Origin of the sequence: Streptomyces sp. NPDC058371 (assembly GCF_042723265.1) — a bacterium.
Taxonomy (GTDB): Bacteria; Actinomycetota; Actinomycetes; order Streptomycetales; family Streptomycetaceae; genus Streptomyces.
Genome location: NZ_JBHXJC010000001.1, coordinates 408,058 through 430,884, shown reverse-complemented (window position 1 = coordinate 430,884; position 22,827 = coordinate 408,058). Strand labels below are relative to the sequence as shown.

The window sequence follows — 22,827 nt, the reverse complement described above, 5'->3', positions numbered from 1 at the left end:
GTTCCCACCGCTTCCGGCGCCGGACGCCTTCGGCGACGTCTCCCGCCCCTGAGCGGCAGCCGGGCCCGTCAGGGGCGGAACCGGGACTGCGGGGACGGCAGGTCCGCGGCCGCCGGGGCCGAATCCAGCGCGGCCAGCATCCGGCGGTCCCGTGGGGCGGATCCGCGGTCGAGACGGGCGTCGAGCAGACGGCGGGCGGCGTCGCACCGGCCCGCCGCCACCAGGGCGTACAGGAGCGTCTCCTCCACGACCTCGCGCTGCGCGGCGCTGCCGCCGACCTTGCGGAGGACCGGCAGCAGGGCGTCCAGGCCCCGGGCCGCCTCGTGGAAGCGTTCCTCGACGAGCGCGGCGAAGGCCTCGCAGAGCGGGACGACGACCTCGCGCTGCACGGGGTCGGCGCCGGCCGCGTGGTCGCGCAGCCGGCGCAGGGCGGCGAGGTCCCCGGCGGCGGCGAGGGCGACCGCGGCGTGCAGCGCGGTGAACGCGGTCGCCGGCCGTTCCACCATCTCGCGCGCGACGGTCTCCAGCACGTCCGCCGCGGGCACCCGCCCCCGCCAGCTGTCGCTGAGCCGGGCCCGCCACAGCAGGGACCCCGAGTCGACCAGGGCCCGCACTCCGGTGACCCGGCCCGGCGCGAGCTGCGCGAACCACCGCTTGCGTACGGCGGCCGGGTCGTCCAGGGCCAGTTCGTGCAGGGCGATGTGCCAGGAGAAGTGCGCCCGGTGGACCGCTCCTCTCCCCCGGCCGGACACCCAGGCGTCCAGCCAGTCACGTCCGGCCCGGTGCGCGCCGGACTCGTAGTGGACGTGGGCGAGCGCGTGCACGGCGTGACCGGACGCGGGTTCGGCCGCCAGGGCGCGGAGGGCCAGCTCGCCCGCCTCGTGGAAGCGGCTCTGCTCCTGTCGGAGGAAGGCGAGCAGCGAGGTGACGAACCAGTGCCCGTCGTACGCGGGCGAGGTGCGCTCGACCAGGTGCAGCGCATACGTCCGGTCGAGGTCGTTGATGCCGGAGAACGCGATGGTGGGTACGGCGGCGGCGAGGGCGAGCGCGTCGGCGGGGTGGGCGTCGAGGTGCCGCAGCAGCGCGCGGTCGCCGTCCGTGCCGTGGACCCGGTGGGTGACGACGTCGACGAAGGACCGTTCGCGTTCGTCGGCCCGTTCACGTGCGCAGCGCTGGGCGTCGGCCAGCGCCCGGGGCACGTCGACGTCGGCGCCGCACTCGTGGCCGAGCAGGGCGAGCGCGGCATGCCCGAGGGCGAAACCGGGGTCGAGGGCGACCGCGCGGGCGAACGCGTCCTCGGCCCCGGCCCTGACCTTGAGCACCCGGTCGAGACCGGTGCGGTGGGCGGCGGCCGCCTCGGCGTGGGTGGACAGGGCGAGCCCGAAGGCGTCGTGGGGCCCGCGTCGCATACGTCGGCCCGCGCGCGGCGCAGGGACCTGCGGGGCGAGCAACTCCTGGGCCAGCGCGGCGGCCTGGACGCGGATCTCGGGGACCGCGGTGGTCTCCCACAGTTCACCGCGGCGCGGGGCACCCAGGGTGAACAGCGGACGGTCGGCGCGGCCACCGGCATCGAGGAGGCGGCCCTCACGGGTGGCGACGCCCATCCCGAGCGGGCCGGGGACCGCGGTACCCGAGGCGAACAGTGAGCGCCACAGCGGGTCGTCGGGCCGGGGTCCGGGTCCGGTGCAGTCGATCACCCAACCCGCCCGGACCGTAAGGCCGTTGGCGAGGGAGACGACGACCGGTCCGTCGCCCTCGACCCTGACGCCGGTGATGCCGCCCGCGTGCAGCCGCAGCCGTCGCGCCGTTCGGCTCCGCGACACGGACTCCGCCGTCGCGGGCGCCATCCGGTGCCGGTGGGTGTTCCACAGCGCGCCCTCGACGGCGAGGAACTCCGCGCGCTCCCCGGGGGTCAGGCTGCGCCACAGCCGCGCGGTGTGCGGGCGCAGACTGTCGAGGGCGGGCCGCCAGTCGCCGTGGGTGCGGACGGCTCGGCTGAGGTGACGGTAGACGGTCCTGCGCAGGCCGGCCAGGGAGGTGGCGTCCAGCCCGGCGGGGGCGCCCATCGCGCCCGCGGGAGTGAGGGCGTGCGGCTGCGGCAGCAGACCGTTGCGGGACACGGCGTGCACGGTGCGTCCGGGGCGGTCGAGCGAGAGGGCGAGGTCGACGGCGGTGAGGCCGGTGCCGACCAGCAGGACGTCCGCGGTGTCGGCGAGCGGACCGTCTAGCGCGCCGGTGGCCCACGGCAGGGCGATGAAACGCGCACGGGCCCGCAGCGCGTCCGGGGCCCAGTCGCCGCGCGGCGCGGCGGGCCCGGTGGCGAGGACGGCACGGTCGGCCGTGAGTCGTCCCCCGTCGGCGAGGTGGAGTTCCACCCTGCCGTCAGGAGTGGCGGTACAGCTCTCGGCGCGGGTGCGCAGTCGGCGTACGGCGACCGTGCCATGCGCTCGCACGATGGCCTGGCCGAGGGTGTCGGCGAGGTAGGCGCCGTAGCGGTGGCGGGTGGCGAAGTCGGCGCCGGTGACGCCGGGTTCGCCGTGCCGGCACAGCCATCGGGTGAAGTGTCCTGGCTCATCGGGATAGCAACTCATGTTGCTCGCGGGCACGTTGAGCCGGTGCCGCGGGTCGGGCGTGGCGTAGGCGGTGCCGCGGCCTGCCTCGGGGGCCGGATCGATCAGGACGAGGTCGAGGGGTGTCCGGCGGCGGGCGGCCGTCTCGCACACCTGGACGGCGGTCAGCGTGCCGGCCGCACCCGCTCCGACGACGGCCACGGTGGGCCCCTTGCGGGCTGGGATCACGACATACCTCCGGCGGTGGTCGGTCGGGAGCCACCAAACGGAACTCCCTCTTCAACTCCTTCTTCACTCTTCCGATCGGATGGGTGGGGATGCGATGCCGGGGACGGGGATCTCACCGGAAACTCAGCGCACCGGTCGGCTGCTCATACTCTGCTCACCGTCGCAGGGCGCCGGACAACCCGGGTTTCAGGCCTTCTCTCAGCACGTCCTCACAGGAATCTCAGGTGCGACCCCCTGGATTCACAGGATCAACCCATGAAAGGGGCGCAGGATGCACCAGCACTGATGGTCATCCAGGAAAGGCATGCCGTGGACGTCCCCGAGATATCGAACCGGTCCGAGCGGCAGTTGTGGTCCCGGCGCGGGGTGCTCGCCGTCCTCGGCGCGGTGCCGGCCGGTGTCCTGACGGCGTGCAGCGGATCGGCGGACGCCTCGGAGACGAAGAGCGCCACCGGCGGGACCGGGTCGACACCGTCCGGGACCACCAAGTCCCAGGTCAAGGCACCGACCGTCACCGTCATCCCGGCGGACGGCACGAAGCGGGCCGACTTCGCGAACCCCGTCGAGGTCACCGTGGCCGACGGCACGCTCTCGTCCGTCGAGGTCACCGGCGACGACGGCGCCACCCTGGCCGGTTCCTTCAATGACGCCCGTACGCGATGGACGTCCGGAAGAAACCCGTACTCGGACACCGCCTACTCGGTCACGGTGAAGGCGCAGGGTGCCGAGGAATACACGGCGGAGTTCTCCACGAAAGCACCCGGGGAGACTTTCGTGGGCTATTTCACGCCCGAGGCGAATTCGACTTCCGGTGTCGGCATGCCCGTGTCCATCAATTTCACCCGTGCGGTCAAGGACCGGGCCGCTGTCCAGAAAGCGATCACGGTGACGGCCGAGCCCGCGGTCGACGTGGTCGGCCACTGGTTCAGCGACACGCGTCTGGACTTCCGGCCCGAGGACTACTGGGCGGCCGGCACGAAGATCACGCTGAGCCTGCGCCTGAAGGACGTCGAGGGCACGGACGGCGTCTACGGCACACAGTCCAAGGACGTGGTCTTCCACATCGGCCGCGAGCAGATCAGCACGGTCGACCTGGCGCAGAAGACGATGACCGTACGGCGGGACGGCAAGACCCTGGCCACCTACCCGGTCACCGGCGGCGACGCCGACCACACGACCTGGTCCGGGATCATGGTGATCAGCGAACGGTTCAAGGAGACCCGGATGGAGTCCTCGACCGTGGGTCTCGGCGACGAGTACGACATCCCGGACGTGCCGCACGCCCAGCGCCTGACCACCTCCGGCACCTTCATCCACGGCAACTACTGGGCCGCCGCCTCCGTCTTCGGCACCACCAACGCCAGCCACGGCTGCATCGGGCTGCGGGACACCCAGGGCGCGAACGACGGTTCCACGCCGGGCTACGCGTTCTACAAGGGCTCGATGCTCGGCGACGTGGTCGTGGTGAAGAACTCGGGCGAGGACACGGTCGCCGCGTCCAACGGACTCAACGGATGGAACCTGCCCTGGTCCGACTGGCAGGCGGGCAGCGCCCTCTAGGGCGCTCCTAGGAACCCCAACTCCCCTTACTTCGCACGGCACTTCTTTCACGGCGTGAACTCCCGAACGCCCAAAAGACTTTCTCGGCTTCACCTCTTGACGGCCGGAGTGACGGAGAGCACATTGTCGGCGCAGCTGCTGTGAGAGCGCTCTCAATTCTGCTGAGAGCGCTCTCATCCCCCACCCGCGCACCTCACTCCGTACCCGAAGGGGCACACCATGAGTGCACCGTCCGGCACACCAGGCAGACGCCGCCCTCTACGGCGGGCGCTCATCGCCGTGTTCAGCACGCTCAGCCTGGCGGCGGCCGCGGCCACGGCCGTCACCCTGCCCGCCAACGCCTCTGCTCCGCCGCCGCCCTCCGGCTGGTCCCAGGTCTTCCTCGACGACTTCAACGGTGCCGCCGGATCCGGCGTGAACACCTCCGACTGGCGCTACACGACGGGCACGGGCTACCCGGGCGGGCCCGCCAACTTCGGTACCGGCGAGGTCGAGACGATGACCTCCAGCACCAACAACGTCTCGCTGGACGGGGCCGGGAACCTCCGGATCACCCCGCGCCGCGACGCGGCGGGCAACTGGACGTCCGGCCGGATCGAGACCAACCGCGCCGACTTCCAGCCGCCCGCCGGCGGCAGACTGCGCGTCGAGTCCCGGATCCAGATGCCGAACGTGACCGGCGCCGCCGCCAAGGGCTACTGGCCCGCCTTCTGGATGCTGGGCGCCCCCTACCGCGGCAACTGGTGGAACTGGCCCGGCGTCGGCGAACTCGACATCCTGGAGAACGTCCAGGGCATCAACAACGAGTGGGCCACGATGCACTGCGGCACCAGCCCGGGCGGCCCCTGCAACGAGAAGTCCGGCATCGGCGGGCAGCGGGCCTGTGCGGGCACGACCTGCCAGGCCGGCTTCCACACCTACGCCGTCGAGTGGGACAGGTCGACGAGTGTCCAGGAGATGCGCTTCTACCTCGACGGCGTCAACTTCCACACGGTCAGGCAGAGTCAGGTCGATGCCACGACCTGGGCCAACGCCACCAACCACGGCTACTTCATCATCCTGAACGTGGCGATGGGCGGCGAGTTCCCGGCCGCCTTCGGCGGTGGCCCCGACGGCGGCACGGTCCCCGGCCACCCGCTCGTGGTCGACTACGTCCAGGTCCTCCAGTCGACGAGCGGCGGTGGCGGCCCGACGCCGACCCCGCCCCCGTCCGGCAACCGTGACGCCTACAGCGCGGTCCAGGCCGAGTCGTACGACGACCAGGGCGGCGTGAGCACCGAGTCGACCACCGACACGGGCGGCGGCCAGGACATCAGCGCGCTCGGCAACGGCGACTGGGCCCTCTACAAGGGCGTCGACTTCGGCTCCTCGGCGGCGCGGCAGTTCCGCGGGCGCGTGGCGAGCGGCGCGGCGGGCGGCGTCAGCGGTCTGGTCGAGGTGCGCCTGGACAGCCGTACCAGCGCTCCCGTCGGCAGCTTCGCGCTCGGCAACACCGGCGGCTGGCAGAGCTGGCAGACGGTCCCGGCGAACATCTCCGGTGTCACCGGCACCCACGACGTCTATCTGACCTTCTCCAGCGGTCAGCCGGCCGACTTCGTGAACGTCAACTGGTTCGACTTCGGTCACTGACGGTCCGCCTCGGATCGCCGACAGGGGTCACCGACAGAGATCGCTGACAGATTCGCTGACAGCGGTGTCGACCGATGTCCGGCACCGGCCGATGAAGCGTCCGTAGAGAGAGGAGGGAGAGCAGGGAGAAGGGGCGGGCCCCGAAGGGCCCGCCCCTTCAGCGCAGTTCGGCCCGGAACTGCGCCGGAGCCGTGTCCGTGTGCTGGTGGAAGAACTTGGAGAAATTGGCCGCGTCGGGAAAGCCGACCGCCGCGCCGATGCGGCCGATGGGCATCTCCGTGTGCGCCAGCAGCCGCTTGGCCTCCAGGATCACCCGCTTGTCGATGAAGCCCTTCGGGGTCTCACCGGTCGCCGCGCGCACCGCGCGGACCAGGGTGCGGCGGGAGTAACCGAGCCCGTCGGCATAGGCGCTGACGCTGTGGTTGGTGGCGAAGTCCTTCTCGACCGCGTCCCGGAACCGGGTGAAGGTGGTGCCGGCCTGCTCGTGCGCAGCCTCGGCGGAGCTGGCCGCGAGGTGCGCCAGCCGCAGCAGGAACGCGGTCAGCGAGTGCCGCAGCACCGAGGTGTGCAGGCTGAGCGGCAGGGTGGTCGTGTCGACGTACTCGCGCTCCAGTTGGGCCAGGGAGTGTTCGAGCGCGGCCAGTCGGGGCGCGTCGGGGCGCAGCAGCGGGGGCCGGTCGTAGCGGTAGAGGCCGGTCGCCTCGACCGTGGCGCGGGGCAGGAAACCCGGTTGCATGGTCAGGACGGTCCCGCGGTACCCGCTGTCACGGGAGAAGCGGTGGACCTGGCCGGGGCGGATCCAGAGCAGGTCGCCCGCGGAGGCCTCGTACTCGGCGAAGTCGATCATGTGTCTGACGGGACCTCCGTGGAACAGCATCACGACGTGGAAGTCGATCCGGTGGACCCGGTCCAGGGGCGCGTCCGCGTGCCAGGTGCGGCCGGTGCCCATCGGCCCGATCTGCATACCAACACCGGAGACGCTCAGGTCGACGGGGAAGGGGAAGGTCTTGATCCCGTCCTGCGCTCCGGCGCCGCCTTGGGGTGTTCTGTCCGCCATGTCCTTCTCGTGTCGACTCGGTCCCGCACTCGCTGTCCCACTTTCACCGAAGGCTGACACAGGGGCACCTTCCCCGGCAAAAGTCAGACTTTTAAGTTTGAACGCATCAGAGCAGTTACCCCGCTCCTATCGAGGACTTCTTGAAGATGAGCACGCAGATATTCGACAGCTTCGAGTGGACCGAACGCGACCGGCGTGCCGTCGACACCGCCCGCGTTCTCGCGGCCGATGCCGTACAGCAGGTCGGAAACGGGCACCCGGGGACCGCGATGAGCCTGGCCCCGGCCGCGTACACCCTCTTTCAGAAGGTGATGCGGCATGACCCGGCCGACCCCGAGTGGACCGGCCGTGACCGCTTCGTCCTGTCACCCGGCCACACCTCGCTGACCCTCTACACCCAGCTCTTCCTGTCGGGCTATGAACTCGGCCTCGACGATCTGAAGGCGTTCCGCACGCACGGGTCGAAGACCCCCGGCCACCCCGAGTACGGGCACACCGCGGGTGTCGAGACCACGACCGGACCGCTCGGCCAGGGCGTCGCGAACGCCGTGGGCATGGCGATGGCCGCCCGCTACGAGCGAGGGCTCTTCGACCCGGAGACCCCGCAGGGCGAGTCCCCCTTCGATCACACCATCTGGGCGATCGTCTCGGACGGCGATCTCCAGGAGGGCATCTCCGCCGAGGCCTCGTCGCTCGCCGGCCACCAGCGGCTCGGCAACCTCGTCTTCCTCTACGACGACAACCACATCTCCATCGAGGGCGACACCGCCACGGCCTTCTCCGAGGACGTCCTCAAGCGGTACGAGGCGTACGGCTGGCATGTCCAGCGGATCACGCCCGCCGACGACGGCGACATCGACGTCCACGCGCTGCACACGGCGCTGCGGGCGGCGCAGGCCGAGACCGGCCGCCCCTCGATCATCGCGATGCGCACGATCATCGCCTGGCCGGCCCCGAACGCGCGGAACACCGAGGCCTCCCACGGCTCTGCCCTGGGTGCCGACGAGGTGGCGGCCACCAAGCGCGTCCTCGGCTTCGACCCGGAGCAGTCCTTCCAGGTGGCGCCCGAGGTGCTCGCCCACACCCGTGAGGCCCTCGACCGGGGCGCCGAGGCGCACGCCGGCTGGGACAAGCGGATCGCCGAGTGGCGCCTCGCGCAGCCCGAGCGGGCCCGGCTCTTCGACCGTGTCGTCGCCGGTCAGCTGCCCGAGGGCTGGGAGAGCGTGCTGCCCGTCTTCGAGGCGGGCACGTCCGTGGCCACCCGCGCCGCGTCCGGCAAGGTCCTCCAGACACTCGGCGGTGTGCTCCCCGAGCTGTGGGGCGGCTCGGCCGACCTCGCCGGCTCGAACAACACCACGATCGACAAGAACTCCTCGTTCCTGCCGGCCGGCAACCCGCTGCCGGAGGCCGACCCGTACGGCCGTACCGTCCACTTCGGCATCCGCGAGCACTCGATGGCCGCGGAGATGAACGGCATCGCGCTGCACGGCAACACCCGTATCTACGGCGGCACCTTCCTGGTGTTCTCCGACTACATGCGCAACGCCGTACGCCTGTCCGCGCTGATGCAGCTCCCCGTGACCTACGTGTGGACGCACGACTCGATCGGCCTCGGCGAGGACGGCCCCACCCACCAGCCGGTCGAGCACCTGGCCTCACTGCGCGCCATCCCCGGCCTCAACGTCGTCCGCCCGGCCGACGCCAACGAGACCGCCATCGCCTGGGCCGAGATCCTCAGGCGGCACGCCACGAACCCGGCCCCGCACGGCCTGGCCCTGACCCGTCAGGGCGTGCCGGCGTACGAGGCCAACCCCGAGGCGGCGAAGGGCGGTTACGTCCTGCGCGACTCCTCGACCGGGACGCCCGACGTGATCCTGATCGCCACCGGCTCCGAGGTGCAGCTCGCCGTCGCCGCGCGCGAGCGGCTGGAGGCCGAGGGTGTCGGTACCCGCGTGGTGTCGATGCCGTCCGTGGAGTGGTTCGAGGAGCAGTCACCGGAGTACCGCGCGAGCGTGCTCCTGCCGTCCGTGAAGGCCCGCGTGGCGGTCGAGGCGGGCATCGGCCTGACCTGGTACCGGTACGTCGGTGACGCCGGACGCATCGTCTCGCTGGAGCACTTCGGCGCCTCCGCCGACGCCGGGACGCTGTTCGCCGAGTTCGGCTTCACCGCCGAGAACGTCGCCGCCGCCGCGCGGGAATCTCTTGCCGCAGCCCGCGGTTGATCCGATCGCACAAAGGAAGATGATCACTGTGACCGAAGCAGCCGCGACCGCGGTACCCCTCAAGCGCCTCTCCGACGAAGGCGTCTCCATCTGGCTGGACGACCTCTCCCGCAAGCGGATCACGTCCGGCAACCTCGCCGAACTCGTCGAGCACCAGCACGTGGTGGGCGTCACCACCAACCCCTCGATCTTCCAGGCCGCCATCGGCTCCGGAGAGGGTTACGAGGAGCAGCTGGCCGACCTCGCCGTACGCGGCGTCACCGTCGAAGAAGCCGTCCGCATGATGACCACCGCCGACGTCCGCGCCGCGGCCGACATCCTGCGGCCGGTGTACGACAGGACCGGTGGCCGTGACGGGCGGGTGTCCATCGAGGTCGACCCGCGCCTGGCCCACAACACCAAGGCCACCGTCGCCGAGGCCAAGCAGCTCGCCTGGCTGGTCGACCGCCCGAACGCGATGATCAAGATCCCGGCGACGAAGGCCGGCCTCCCGGCGATCACCGAGGTCATCGGCCTCGGCATCAGCGTCAACGTCACGCTGATCTTCTCGCTGGAGCGCTACCGCGAGGTCATGGACGCCTATCTGGCGGGCCTGGAGCAGGCACAGGCCGCCGGCATCGACCTGGCCGGCATCCACTCCGTCGCCTCCTTCTTCGTCTCCCGCGTCGACGGCGAGATCGACAAGCGGCTGGCGAAGGCCGGCACAGACGAGGCACTCGCGCTCAAGGGCAGGGCGGCCCTGGCCAACGCCCGGCTCGCGTACGAGGCGTACGAAGAGGTCTTCGCCTCCGCCCGCTGGACCGCGCTCGCCCCCTCCGGCGCCCACAAGCAGCGCCCCCTGTGGGCCTCGACGGGCGTGAAGGACCCCGCGTACAAGGACACGCTCTACGTCGACGAGCTGGTCGCGCCGGGCACGGTCAACACCATGCCCGAAGGGACCCTGAAGGCCACCGGCGACCACGGCGACATCCACGGCGACACGGTGACCGGCGGCTACGCCCAGGCCCGCGCCGACCTCGCGGCCGTCGAGGGGCTCGGGATTTCCTACGACGAGGTCGTGAAGCAGCTGGAGGACGAGGGCGTCTCGAAGTTCGAGGTCGCGTGGCAGGACCTGCTGGAGGCCGTCGCCACCTCGCTGAGCAGCAAGGGAGTTGAGGGGGAATGAGCGGGAACCCTGCGCAAAAGACCCCGGCGGCGCGACACGACGCGTCGTCGCCGGAGGCCGGCGCCGCTGCCGGGAAACCGGAGTCCGGCACCGAGTCGCCGAAGGCCACGGCCGGGACGCCGTCCGCCGCGGCGGGGCAGCCGGAAACCGCCGCCGGGCAGCCGGCAGCCGGCGCCGAGTCGGCGCAGCAGGCTCTCGCCGAGGCCCTCGGTCTCGCCGGGGCCGACTGGGAGAACCCGCTGCGCGACCCTCAGGACCGCCGGCTCCCCCGTATCGCGGGTCCCTCGGGCCTCGTCATCTTCGGCGTCACCGGCGATCTCTCCCGCAAGAAGCTGATGCCGGCCGTCTACGACCTCGCCAACCGCGGCCTGCTGCCGCCGGGCTTCTCACTCCTCGGGTTCGCCCGGCGCGAGTGGGCGGACCAGGACTTCGCGCAGGTGGTGCACGACTCGGTGCGCGAACACGCCAGGACTGAGTTCCGCGAGGAGGTCTGGCAGCAGCTGGCCGAGGGCATGCGCTTCATCCCCGGTGACTTCGACGACGACACCGCGTTCAAGCAACTGCGCGCGGCCGTGGACGAGTTGGACTCCTCGCGCGGTACGAGCGGCAACTACGCCTTCTATCTCTCCGTACCGCCGAAGTTCTTCCCGCAGGTCGTCCAGCAGCTCAAGCGGCACGGACTGGCGGACGCTCCCGAGGGCTCCTGGCGGCGCGCGGTCATCGAGAAGCCGTTCGGCCACGACCTGGCGAGCGCCCGCGAGCTGAACGCGATCGTGCACGAGGTGTTCCACCCGGACCAGGTCTTCCGCATCGACCACTACCTCGGCAAGGAGACCGTCCAGAACATCCTGGCGCTCCGCTTCGCCAACCAGATGTACGAGCCCGTCTGGAACCGCAGCTATGTCGACCACGTGCAGATCACGATGGCCGAGGACATCGGTATCGGCGGCCGCGCGGGGTACTACGACGGCATCGGCTCGGCCCGTGACGTCATCCAGAACCACCTCCTCCAGCTGATGGCGCTGACCGCCATGGAGGAGCCGGCCGCCTTCGACGCCGAGTCGCTGCTCACCGAGAAGCTGAAGGTCCTCCGGGCCGTGAAGCTGCCGGAGAACCTGGGCGAGCACACCGTGCGCGGGCAGTACACGGCGAGCTGGCAGGGCGGCGAGCAGGTGCTCGGCTACCTGCAGGAGGACGGTATCGACCCGCGGTCGACGACCGACACCTACGCGGCCGTGAAGCTCCAGGTCGACAACCGCCGTTGGGCGGGCGTCCCCTTCTACCTCAGGACCGGCAAGCGGCTCGGCCGTCGGGTGACGGAGATCGCGGTGGTCTTCCAGCGCGCGCCCCACTCCCCGTTCGACTCCACCGCCACCGAGGAGCTCGGCGCCAACGCGATCGTCATCCGCGTCCAGCCCGACGAGGGCATGACGGTGCGCTTCGGTTCGAAGGTCCCGGGTACGTCGATGGAGATCCGGGACGTCACGATGGACTTCGCGTACGGCGAGTCGTTCACCGAGTCCAGCCCGGAGGCGTACGAACGGCTGATCCTGGATGTCCTGCTCGGCGACGCCAATCTCTTCCCCCGTCACCAGGAGGTGGAAGAGTCCTGGAAGGTCCTCGACCCGATCGAGGGCTACTGGGATACCCACGGCAAGCCCGCGCAGTACGCCTCGGGCACCTGGGGACCCGGGGAAGCCGACGAGATGCTCGCACGAGACGGACGGAGCTGGCGCAGGCCATGAAGATCGACCTGACCGACACCACGGCAAGCAAGATCAACAAGGCCCTCGTGCAGGGCCGCCGCGCCATCGGCACGCCAGCCGTGGGCATGGTCCTGACGATGGTCATCGTGACCGACGAGGAGAACGCGTACGACTCGATCAAGGCGGCCGAGGAGGCCTCGCGCGAGCACCCCTCGCGCACCCTGGTCGTCATCAAGCGGCACGCCAGGACCCCGCGCGACCGCACGAACTCGCACCTGGACGCCGAGGTCCGGGTGGGCGCCGACGCCGGCACCGGCGAGACGATCGTGCTGCGCATGTACGGCGAGGTGTCCGACCACGCCGACTCCGTGGTCCTGCCGCTGCTGCTGCCCGACGCGCCGGTCGTCGTCTGGTGGCCGGTGGACGCGCCCGAGATCCCGGTCAAGGACCCGCTGGGCGCCCTCGCGGCCCGCCGGATCACCGACATGTACGCGGTCGAGGTACCGCTCACCGCACTGGAGGCCCGGGCCCGCGCCTACGCGCCCGGCGACACCGACCTGGCGTGGACCCGGCTGACCCCGTGGCGCTCGATGCTGGCCGCCGCCCTCGACCAGGCCCGTACGAAGGTGACCTCGGCCGCCGTCGAGAGCGAGGCCGAGAACCCGAGCGCCGAACTCCTCGCCCGCTGGCTGGAGGCCCGGCTGAAGGTCAAGGTCGAGCGCGTCGTCACCGCAGGGCCCGTGGTCACCGCCGTCCGGCTCGGCACCGGGAACGGCGAGATCCGCATCGACCGCCCCGAGGGCCCGCTGGCCACCCTGTCCCTGCCCGGCCAGCCCGCCCGCACCCTCGCGCTGAAGGTGCGCAGCACCTCGGAGCTGATCGCCGAGGAACTGCGCCGCCTCGACGCGGACGAGATGTACGCCGTAGCCCTGCGGGGCGAGGGCACCAAGGAGAACCCCAGCCATGTCTGACTCCCCCAAGCTCACCCACCGCCCGGAGTGGACGGCGCTGGAGGACCACCGCGCCCAGGAGCTGCTCCAGCCGCAGCTGCGTGAGCTGTTCGCCACCGACCCCGGGCGCGCGGAGCGCTACGTCGTGAGCGTCGGCGATCTGCGCATCGACTACTCCAAGCACCTGATCACGGACGAGACCCTCGCCCTGCTCCAGGAACTCGCCACCGCCACCGGTGTGTTCGGGTTGCGGGATGCGATGTTCCGGGGCGAGAAGATCAATGTGACCGAGGATCGGGCGGTGCTGCACACGGCGTTGCGGGCGCCGCGTGATGCGGTGGTCGAGGTGGATGGCGAGAATGTGGTGCCGGCGGTGCACGCGGTGCTGGACAAGATGGCCGGCTTCGCCGAGCGGGTCCGTTCGGGCGAGTGGACCGGTCACACCGGCAGGCGCATCAAGAACGTGGTCAACATCGGGATCGGTGGGTCCGATCTCGGGCCGGCGATGGCGTACGAGGCGTTGAAGGCGTTCACGGACCGTTCGCTGACGCTGCGGTTCGTGTCGAATGTGGACGGCGCCGATCTGCACGAGGCGCTGCGTGATCTGGACCCGGCGGAGACGCTGTTCATCATCGCGTCCAAGACGTTCACCACGATCGAGACCATCACCAACGCCACCTCGGCGCGGACCTGGCTGCTCGCCGGGCTGGGCGGCGAGGACAAGGCGGTCGCGAAGCACTTCGTGGCGCTGTCGACCAATGGTGAGAAGGTCGCGGACTTCGGGATCGACACGGCGAACATGTTCGAGTTCTGGGACTGGGTCGGCGGGCGTTATTCGTACGACTCGGCGATCGGTCTGTCGCTGATGATCGCGATCGGCCCGGACCGGTTCCGGGAGATGCTCGAGGGCTTCCACCTCGTCGACGAGCATTTCCGTACCGCGCCGGCCGAGTCCAACGCACCACTGCTGCTGGGTCTGTTGGGTGTCTGGTACGGCAACTTCCATGATGTGCAGTCGCACGCGGTGCTGCCGTACTCGCACTACCTGTCCAAGTTCACCGCCTACTTGCAGCAGTTGGACATGGAGTCCAACGGCAAGTCGGTGGACCGGGACGGCGAGCCCGTGGAGTGGGAGACCGGCCCGGTCGTGTGGGGCACGCCCGGCACCAACGGCCAGCACGCCTACTACCAGCTCATCCACCAGGGCACGAAGTTGATCCCGGCCGACTTCATCGGGTTCGCCAACCCGGTCGCCGAGCTGAGCGATGAACTCGCGGCTCAGCACGATCTGTTGATGGCGAACTTCTTCGCGCAGACACAGGCATTGGCGTTCGGCAAGACGCCGGACGAGGTGCGTGCCGAAGGGGTGCCCGAGGAGCTGGTCCCGCACAAGACGTTCAAGGGCAACCACCCCACCACGACCATTCTGGCGAGCGAGCTGACCCCCTCGGTCCTCGGCCAGCTGATCGCGCTCTACGAGCACAAGGTGTTCGTGCAGGGCGCGATCTGGAACATCGACTCCTTCGACCAGTGGGGCGTCGAGCTCGGCAAGGTCCTCGCCAAACGGGTCGAGCCCGCACTGACCGAAGGCGCCGACGTCCCCGGACTCGACCCCTCCACCGCCGCCCTCGTGGCCGCCTACCGCACTCTCCGGAAGAAGTGAACTGACATGCAGCTCGGACTCATCGGCCTCGGCAAGATGGGCGGCAACATGCGCGAGCGGATACGCCGCGCCGGCCACACCGTCATCGGCTACGACCGCAACCCGGACCTCGCCGACGTGCACAGCCTCGGCGAGCTCGTCGAGAAGCTCGAAGGCCCGCGCGTGGTGTGGGTCATGGTGCCCGCGGGCGGCCCGACACAGTCGGTCGTCGACGAGCTCGGCGACCTGCTGGAGCCCGGCGACACGGTGGTCGACGGCGGCAACTCCCGCTGGACGGACGACGAGAAGCACGCCGAGGAGCTGGCGGCGAAGGGCATCGGCTTCGTCGACGCGGGTGTCTCCGGCGGCGTGTGGGGCCTGCAGAACGGCTACGCCCTGATGGTCGGCGGCGACGCGGAGAACATCGCCAAGGTGCAGCCCGTCTTCGACGCGCTGAAGCCGGAGGGCGACTTCGGGTTCGTGCACGCGGGCAAGGTCGGCGCCGGCCACTTCTCCAAGATGGTCCACAACGGCATCGAGTACGCCATGATGCAGGCCTATGCCGAGGGCTGGGAGCTGCTGGAGAAGGTCGACTCCGTCACCGACGTGCGCGAGGTCTTCCGCTCCTGGCAGGAGGGCACAGTCATCCGCTCCTGGCTGCTCGACCTCGCCGTCAACGCCCTCGACGGCGACGAGCACCTGGACAAGCTGCGCGGCTACGCGGAGGACTCGGGCGAGGGCCGCTGGACCGTCGAGGCGGCCATCGACAACTCCGTGCCGCTGCCCGCGATCACCGCGTCGCTCTTCGCGCGGTTCGCCTCGCGACAGGACGACTCGCCGCAGATGAAGATGATCGCGGCGCTGCGCAACCAGTTCGGCGGCCACGCCGTCGAGTCGGCGAAGTAGGCGAGCCGTGGGCGACCTCCTGCTGGTCCGCCACGGCGAGACCGAGTGGAGCGTGTCGGGACAGCACACCAGCTGGACCGACCTGCCCCTCACCCGGCGCGGCGAGGAACAGGCCACGTCCCTCGCCCCGCTGCTCGCCGGCCGGACCTTCGCCCTCGCGCTCACCAGCCCGCTGCACCGCGCGATCCGGACCGCGGAGCTCGCGGGCCTGGCCGGTGCCGTGCCGGATCCCGAGCTGCACGAGTGGGACTACGGCGCGTACGAAGGCGTCACGACCGTCGACATCCACCGCACCCGGCCCGACTGGTACCTGTGGGACGACGGGGTGCCGCCCGGTCCGGCCGGCCATCCGGGCGAGTCCCCCGCCGAGGTGGGACAGCGCGCCGACCGCGTGCTGAAGCAGGCCGGGACGGTGTTGGACGACGGGGACGTGGTCCTCGTCGGACACGCCCACTTCCTGCGCGCGCTGACGGCCCGCTATCTGGGGCTTACCGCCGCGGACGGCCGCCTGTTCCAGCTCGCGACGGGCACGGTCAGCCGGCTCTCCACCGAGCACGGCCGTCCCGTGATCGCCGAATGGAACGCCACCGGAGGCGCCGCGGCCGTCGGCCCGTGATCACCTCCGGGACCCGAAGAGGGACTTGCCGAAGCGGTCGATGAGAAGGGGCCGGGCTCCACGGGAGCCCGGCCCCTTCGCGTTGCCAACTGCGCTGCACCGAGGGCCTGTTCGGCCGCACCGACCGGCCCGCCGGAGAACCCGATGACGGACTCCCGGAGCGGCGGCCGCCCGGCTTTCCGTCGAGATCCATTGACATGAACCTGCGCGAACGGCCACTCTCTCTGCTTGAACATGCACGATCCGACGCTGTTTCGAGCACCTGCAAACACCACACTGCCGGTTTGAGTGGAGATGCGTACCGTGCGAAGACTCCGACACCGTTCCTGGGCCATGGCGGGGCTCGCCACCGCCCTGGCCGTCACCGTGCTCAGCGCCCCGGCCGGGCCGGCGCTCGCGGCGGCCCCGCCCAGCGCCGTCCTGGACACCACCCACAAGAGCGTCACCTGGCAGAGTCCCGTCTACCCGAAGGGCACGTCGGGCGGCACCGAGAGCTGTCCCGCCGCCGCAGAGGATCCGGACAACAAGGTCTGCGACCGCTTCGACGTGAACGTCGCGGTACCCGAGGGGTATTGGGCCGACAACCCCGAGGGCGGGGTGCCGATCTCGATCGAGTGGCAGAAGCCCACCGACGACTTCGATCTGTACATCTACGACGACGCGGGCAAGCAGGTCGCCTCCAGCGCGGGCACCGCCGACCCCGAGGCCACACTGATCCCGAACGCGTCCGGGACCTACCACGTGCTGGTCGTGCCGTACGACGTGCACGACAACGCGTACACCGGGAAGGCGTATCTCCCGGAGACCACCGACGCGGGAGACCTCACGTCCTTCAGCGGCGGCGACGGCAGCTACACCATCGCCGCCGGGCAGCTGACAGCGCGGGCCGATTTCCTGACGGATGGTCAACTGCGGTTGCAGGCCGACCCGTCCGGGAAGCTCGACGACCCGGCCGGCACCGTCATCGTCCGCAAACAGCCGGCCCTGCAGAAACACACCAGGTCCTTCGACGCGGGCTCGTACTACGGCATCCGCTCCCCCGGCGCCGTGCTGCGCGTGTACAAGAAGCCGTTGCGCTTCGGCCTCTACAAGGCGGACAACCGCACTCCCGTCTGGCAGGAGGACAAGCCCCTGCGCTGGTCCACCAGCGGGATGCGGCAGAGTCTCGCGCGCGGCGCGGACGAGCAGTTCTTCGGCGGCGGGGAGCAGAACGGCAGCTTCTCGCACCGCGACCGGACGATGTACGTGGCGAACAGCTTCGACTGGAACGAGGGCGGCTACAACAACTCGCAGCCCTTCTACCTCTCCAGCGCGGGCTACGGCGTCTTCCGCAACACCTTCGCGCCCGGGGTCTACGACTTCGGCTCACCGGTCAGGACCGGACAGCAGGAACGCCGGCTGGACGCCTACTACTTCACCGGTGACGCGAAGCAGGTGATCGGCAAGTACACCGCGCTGGTGGGCAAGCCGTTCATGCCGCCGGTGTACGGCCTCGAACCGGGCGACTCCGACTGCTATCTGCACAACGCCAACCGCGGTGAACGGCACACCCTCGACGCACTGAAGGTCGCCGACGGTTACACCGAGCACGACATGCCGCTGGGCTGGATGCTCGTCAACGACGGCTACGGCTGTGGTTACGAGAACCTGGAGCAGACCGCCAAGGGGCTCCAGGACCACAACGCGCAGCTCGGTCTGTGGACCCAGGACGGCATCGACAAGCTCGCCGACCAGGTGAAGGCCGGCCAGCGCGTCGCCAAACTGGACGTCGCCTGGGTCGGCAACGGCTACCGCTTCGCCCTGGACGCCTGCGACAAGGCCAAGGCCGGGATCGAGGAGAACAGCGACGCGCGCGGTTTCGTCTGGCTGCCCGTGTCCTGGGCGGGCGCCCAGCGCTGCGGCGTCCTGTGGAGCGGTGACCAGAAGCTGTCGTGGGACTACATCCGCTGGCAGATCCCGACGTACGCCGGGGCCACCATGTCCGGCATCGCGTACAACACCGGTGACGTGGGCTCGATCTACCGCCACGACCCCGAGATGTACGCCCGCGACCTCCAGTGGAAGGCGTTCCTGCCCGCCATCATGACGATGGACGGCTGGGCGTCGGACATCAGCACCGGGAAGCCGGCCGACCAGCAGCCCTGGCTGGACGGCGAGCCGTACACGTCCGTCAACCGCAAGTACCTCCAGCTCAAGGAGCGTCTGCTCCCGTACATGTACACGTTGTCGGCCGAGGCGGCGAAGACGGGGGTGGGCGCGGTCCGTCCGCTGTGGCTGGAGTACCCGGACGACCCCAACACCCTTGGCGCGCAGGCGAAGTACGAGTTCCTCACGGGCTCCGACTTCCTCGTCGCACCCGTCTACGAGGACTCCGACACCCGTGACGGCATCTATCTGCCGAAGGGCACCTGGACCGACTACTGGACGGGCCGCACCTACCAGGGCCCGACCACGGTCAACGGCTACCACGCGCCGCTCGACACCCTCCCCCTCTTCGTGAAGAGCGGTGCGATCGTCCCCATGTGGCCGAAGGGGACGACCAGTTGGCAGACCCGCGACCGGCACGAGCTGGACTGGGACCTGTACCCGAAGGGCGACAGCGACTACACGCTCTACGAGGACGACGGGGTGACCCGCGGGTTCGCCGAGGGCGCGTCGGCCACGCAGCGTGTGTCCGTGAGTGCGGCGAAGCGGTCGACCGAGGTCAACGTCGGTGCCAGCAAGGGCAGTTACCGGGACAAGCCCGGGGCGCGCTCGTACCGTTTCACCGTGCACGGTGAGTCCGCCCCCGGGCACGTACTTCTGAACGGGCGGCCGCTGCCGGCTTCGGCCTGGTCGTACGACACGGACAGCAGGGTCACGACGGTCACGACACCGAGCCTGACGCTCGACCGGGCGTTCAGCCTGCGGCTCGTGCGATAGGCCGGAGTGGGGGCGGGTGGCTCGACCGCCCGCCCCACTTTGCCTTTCCATCAGTGACCGCACCCCGCCCGCCACCTCCTCTTTCTGACGATCAGCACGTCATCCGTCACCGTTCGTGATGCCCGATATGACCCGGATGGTTGCCTTATAAATACTCTCTCTTGGTTTTTATATGCACTTGTCCATTTTTATCCTGGGTGAGACCGGGCCTCGCCCGCACCCAGGACCGGGCCTCTCACGATCGGACCTTCGGAGGCCGAAGTGACGACAGAACAGCAAGCCCGTCGCACCCTCACCACCGAGGCAGGCGCCCCACTGGCGGACAACCAGAACACGGAGACGGCCGGTCCCGGCGGGCCGATGCTGGTTCAGGACCAGCAACTCTTCGAGAAGCTCGCGCACTTCAACCGTGAGCGGATCCCGGAGCGGATCGTGCACGCGCGCGGCGGCGCCGCCTACGGCACCTTCACCCTGACCCGTGACGTCTCGCAGTGGACCCGCGCGAAGTTCCTCTCCGAGGTGGGCAAGCAGACCGAGACCTTCCTGCGCATGTCCACGGTCGCGGGCAGCCTCGGCTCCGCCGACGCCGTGCGCGACCCCCGCGGCTTCGCGCTGAAGTTCTACACCGAGGACGGCAACTACGACCTCGTCGGCAACAACACCCCGGTGTTCTTCATCAAGGACGCCAGCAAGTTCCCCGACTTCATCCACACCCAGAAGCGCGACCCGTACACGGGCTCCCAGGAGATGGACAACATGTGGGACTTCTGGGGTCTGTCACCCGAGTCGACGCACCAGGTGCTGTGGCTGTTCGGCGACCGCGGCATCCCGGCGTCCTTCCGCCACATGAACGGGTACGGCTCGCACACGTACCAGTGGAACAACGAAGCCGGCGAGGTCTTCTGGGTCAAGTACCACTTCAAGACCGACCAGGGCATCGAGAACCTCACGGTGGAGGATGCCGTGAAGGTGTCGGGGCTCGATCCCGACTCGCACCAGCGTGATCTGCGGGAGTCCATCGAGCACGGCGAGTTCCCGTCCTGGACCGTGCAGGTGCAGATCATGCCGGAGGCCGAGGCGGCGCACTACCGCTTCAACCCGTTCGACCTCACCAAGGTCTGGCCGCACGCGGACTACCCCGAGATCGAGATCGGCAGGCTGGAGCTCAACCGCAACCCGGAGAACGTCTTCGCCGAGGTGGAGCAGGCCATCTTCAGCCCCGCCCACTTCGTCCCCGGCATCGGGCCCTCCCCGGACAAGATGCTCCAGGGCCGCCTCTTCGCCTACGGGGACGCCCAGCGCTACCGCGTCGGGGTCAACGCCGACCTGCTGCCGGTGAACCGCCCGCACGCCACCGAAGCGCGGACCTACGGACGCGACGGTGCGCTCTACGACGGCCGGCACAACGGCACCAAGAACTACGAACCGAACAGCTACGGCGGACCGTTCCAGACCGACCAGCCCCTGTGGTCGCCGACTTCCGTCGACGGAAGCACCGGCAACCACGAAGCACCCTTGCACGCCGAGGACAACGACTTCGTGCAGGCGGGCGACCTCTACCGGCTGATGCCGGACGACGCCAAGGACCGCCTGGTCACCAATCTGGCGACTGCCATCTCCGGTGTCTCCGCCGACCGCGACGACGTCGTCGACCGGGCGGTCGGCAACTTCGCCCAGGCCGACGGCGATCTCGGCAGGCGACTGGAACTCGCGGTGAAGGAACTGCGCGGGCGGCACAACTAGCCCTGCGGCATAGCCCTTTGCTCCTCGCGGTCACCGGCGCCCCCGGTCACCGGGGCATCCGGTCAGCCGGTCAGCCGGTCAGCCGGGCATCCGGGCATCCGGGCATCCGGTCAGCTGGACATCCGGTCACCCGGTTCACCCGGAGACTCCCCGATACGCCTCTCGTCCGGCGCTCGCCGTGACGCCCCGCGTCTCTCGCGACAGCTCTTCGGCGCCCTGGTGGCCGGTGTTCCGCCCAGGTCTTCGCCTCGCGAGCGAACGGCCCCAGTCCCGGCCCACACCCGCGGTTCCCTCGTATCCAGGGTTTCCACCGCGCCGTTGACGTGCTTCGCGCCCGCGGCGCCCCCAGCCCCGGCGGTCGTCCCGCCGGTCGCACAGCCCCCACCCGCCAGTCTCATAAGGACGCGCACCATGGCTGTACATGTCGATTCCCCCACCCGGTTCCACCTCCGCACCCACCGCGGCTCCGCGCGAGCCGCCTCCCACAGCGTCGCCGGCGCCTATCTGGCCGAGTTCACCGGAACCTTCATCCTGGTCTTCGCCATCACCGCCACCGCCACCTCGGCCGGCCTGGCGCAGTCCGTCGCCGGATCCCCCTACGGTTCGCTGGCCATCGTGCTGGTCAACGGCCTGGCACTGGCCGCACTGGTCGGCGGCCTCGCCCATGTCTCCGGTGCGCACTTCAACCCGGCCGTGACGATCGCGATGGCCGTCGTCCGCAAGTTCTCGTGGCGGCACGTGCCCGGCTACGTCGCTGTCCAGATGGCGGGCGGCATCGTGGCCGCCCTCGCCACGTGGGCCATTCGCGGTGACGCGGCGCGCACCGTCATGCATCTCGGCGCGACCAACCCGAAGCCGGGTGTGAGCGACGGGCGGGCACTGCTCGTCGAGTTCCTGATCACGTTCATCCTGGTCTTCGTCGTCACCGCCGCCGCCACCGACCGGCGCTTCCCGGCCCCCGCCGCCCCCCTCGTCATCGGATTCGCCCTCGCCACCGCGGTCTTCATCGGCGGCCCGACCGACGGCGCGGCGGTCAACCCGGCGCGCGGCCTCGGCCCGATGATCGCCTCCGGTTCCTACGGCGGCTGGTGGGTGGTCATCGTCGGTCCGGTGCTCGGCGGTGTTCTCGCCGCCGTGCTGTACCAGGTGTTCGTCCGCAAGGGCCAGGCCCCGGTGGTCGAACAGGCGCCCAAGGACGCCCGCGACCTGGACGGCCGCACCCGGCACCCGGTCCGCTGACCTGCTCCCCCGACGCGCCGAGGACCGCGCCCTGACGGAACCGTGGCCCCCACCGGATACCGAGGTCCCGCCCGAAAGCCGACGGCGGGGCCTCGGCGCCATGAACGGCGCCGTCAGAAGTGGGTGGCGATACCGAAGGCCTCGCGCAGCAGGGCCATGTCGTGACGGTCGTGATCAGCGGGTTCGTAGCCCTGGTGGAAGAAGACCTGCTGCTCGGGCGACAGACACGGGACCGTCGTCCCCAGCACCGTGCCGGTGACGAAGCACGTGGCGGGGTACGGGAACGGGCTCCCGGGGTCGGGCGAGGCCTGCACCGCGGAACCGTCCGCGGCGAAGACCAGGGGATGCAGATCGATCTCCCGTCCACCCGGGTCGGTGAGCACGAAACGCACGGGGCGCCAGTCGAGCGTCTCGACGAATCCGGCGGCGGCCAGCGCCGCCACGACGGCCGGCTCCTGCTCCCGACGGTGCGCCAGATCCAGATCGCGGTGCGGGCGGGTCTGCTCCCCGACCAGGGCGTCGATGCCCCAGCCGCCGCCGATCCAGACGTCGACGCCGGCCCGGCGCAGCAGGGCCAGGAGGGACAGGACGTCGTCAGCCGTCATCACTCCGCGCACGTTAGCGGCGACCACCGGGCCGGGCGACCACTTTGCCCGGCCGCCGCCCTTCGGC

Annotated in this window: 15 protein-coding genes; 12 read left to right on the top strand and 3 right to left on the bottom strand. The window is 70.3% G+C overall.

The window, feature by feature from the left end:
* Positions 1–68 precede the first annotated feature (68 nt).
* Positions 69–2,798, bottom strand: coding sequence for an FAD/NAD(P)-binding protein (locus ACFWM2_RS01815; protein WP_383271918.1), 2,730 nt, complete (start codon positions 2,796–2,798; stop codon positions 69–71).
* Positions 2,799–3,107: 309 nt separating this feature from the next.
* On the opposite strand from ACFWM2_RS01815, the gene ACFWM2_RS01810 reads away from it, so the two are divergent.
* The gene (locus ACFWM2_RS01810; protein WP_383274054.1) at positions 3,108–4,358 is read left to right on the top strand and encodes an Ig-like domain-containing protein; all 1,251 of its coding nucleotides are present in this window, start codon (positions 3,108–3,110) and stop codon (positions 4,356–4,358) included.
* 219 nt (positions 4,359–4,577) lie between these two features.
* Complete coding sequence (locus tag ACFWM2_RS01805; RefSeq protein ID WP_383271916.1) at positions 4,578–5,987, top strand: glycoside hydrolase family 16 protein; 1,410 nt, start codon at positions 4,578–4,580, stop codon at positions 5,985–5,987.
* A gap of 157 nt (positions 5,988–6,144) precedes the next feature.
* Here ACFWM2_RS01805 and ACFWM2_RS01800 read toward each other — a convergent pair whose 3' ends face one another.
* Positions 6,145–7,044, bottom strand: coding sequence for a helix-turn-helix domain-containing protein (locus ACFWM2_RS01800; protein ID WP_383271914.1), 900 nt, complete (start codon positions 7,042–7,044; stop codon positions 6,145–6,147).
* A gap of 146 nt (positions 7,045–7,190) precedes the next feature.
* Between ACFWM2_RS01800 and tkt the strand changes: the two genes are divergently transcribed.
* From tkt to ACFWM2_RS01750, 10 genes are all read left to right on the top strand, one after another.
* A complete protein-coding gene (gene tkt, locus ACFWM2_RS01795) occupies positions 7,191–9,266 on the top strand; it encodes a transketolase (RefSeq protein WP_383271912.1) in 2,076 nt (691 codons plus the stop codon).
* 19 nt (positions 9,267–9,285) lie between these two features.
* On the top strand, positions 9,286–10,431 hold the full coding sequence (tal, locus tag ACFWM2_RS01790; protein ID WP_383271910.1) for a transaldolase: 1,146 nt from the start codon (positions 9,286–9,288) through the stop codon (positions 10,429–10,431).
* Positions 10,428–12,176, top strand: a complete 1,749-nt coding sequence (zwf, locus tag ACFWM2_RS01785; protein WP_383271908.1) for a glucose-6-phosphate dehydrogenase — start codon at positions 10,428–10,430, stop codon at positions 12,174–12,176. Before tal ends, zwf begins: the two co-directional genes overlap by 4 nt.
* On the top strand, positions 12,173–13,108 hold the full coding sequence (opcA, locus tag ACFWM2_RS01780; RefSeq protein ID WP_383271906.1) for a glucose-6-phosphate dehydrogenase assembly protein OpcA: 936 nt from the start codon (positions 12,173–12,175) through the stop codon (positions 13,106–13,108). Before zwf ends, opcA begins: the two co-directional genes overlap by 4 nt.
* Positions 13,101–14,750, top strand: a complete 1,650-nt coding sequence (gene pgi, locus ACFWM2_RS01775) for a glucose-6-phosphate isomerase (RefSeq protein WP_383271904.1) — start codon at positions 13,101–13,103, stop codon at positions 14,748–14,750. Before opcA ends, pgi begins: the two co-directional genes overlap by 8 nt.
* Before the next feature lie 6 nt (positions 14,751–14,756).
* The gene (gene gnd / locus ACFWM2_RS01770) at positions 14,757–15,635 is read left to right on the top strand and encodes a phosphogluconate dehydrogenase (NAD(+)-dependent, decarboxylating) (RefSeq protein ID WP_383271902.1); all 879 of its coding nucleotides are present in this window, start codon (positions 14,757–14,759) and stop codon (positions 15,633–15,635) included.
* A gap of 7 nt (positions 15,636–15,642) precedes the next feature.
* Positions 15,643–16,251 carry a histidine phosphatase family protein gene (locus tag ACFWM2_RS01765; RefSeq protein ID WP_383271900.1) on the top strand — a complete coding sequence of 203 codons (609 nt, stop codon included), beginning with the start codon at positions 15,643–15,645 and terminating at the stop codon, positions 16,249–16,251.
* Between the two features lie 303 nt (positions 16,252–16,554).
* Positions 16,555–19,173 (top strand): TIM-barrel domain-containing protein, encoded by a 2,619-nt coding sequence (locus tag ACFWM2_RS01760; RefSeq protein WP_383271898.1) that lies wholly within the window; start codon positions 16,555–16,557, stop codon positions 19,171–19,173.
* A 261-nt stretch (positions 19,174–19,434) separates the two neighbouring features.
* Complete coding sequence (locus tag ACFWM2_RS01755; RefSeq protein ID WP_383271896.1) at positions 19,435–20,916, top strand: catalase; 1,482 nt, start codon at positions 19,435–19,437, stop codon at positions 20,914–20,916.
* Between the two features lie 411 nt (positions 20,917–21,327).
* Positions 21,328–22,155, top strand: coding sequence for an MIP/aquaporin family protein (locus tag ACFWM2_RS01750; protein WP_383271895.1), 828 nt, complete (start codon positions 21,328–21,330; stop codon positions 22,153–22,155).
* Between the two features lie 113 nt (positions 22,156–22,268).
* Here ACFWM2_RS01750 and ACFWM2_RS01745 read toward each other — a convergent pair whose 3' ends face one another.
* Complete coding sequence (locus tag ACFWM2_RS01745; protein WP_383274051.1) at positions 22,269–22,760, bottom strand: nucleotidyltransferase domain-containing protein; 492 nt, start codon at positions 22,758–22,760, stop codon at positions 22,269–22,271.
* Between the last annotated feature and the right edge of the window lie 67 nt (positions 22,761–22,827).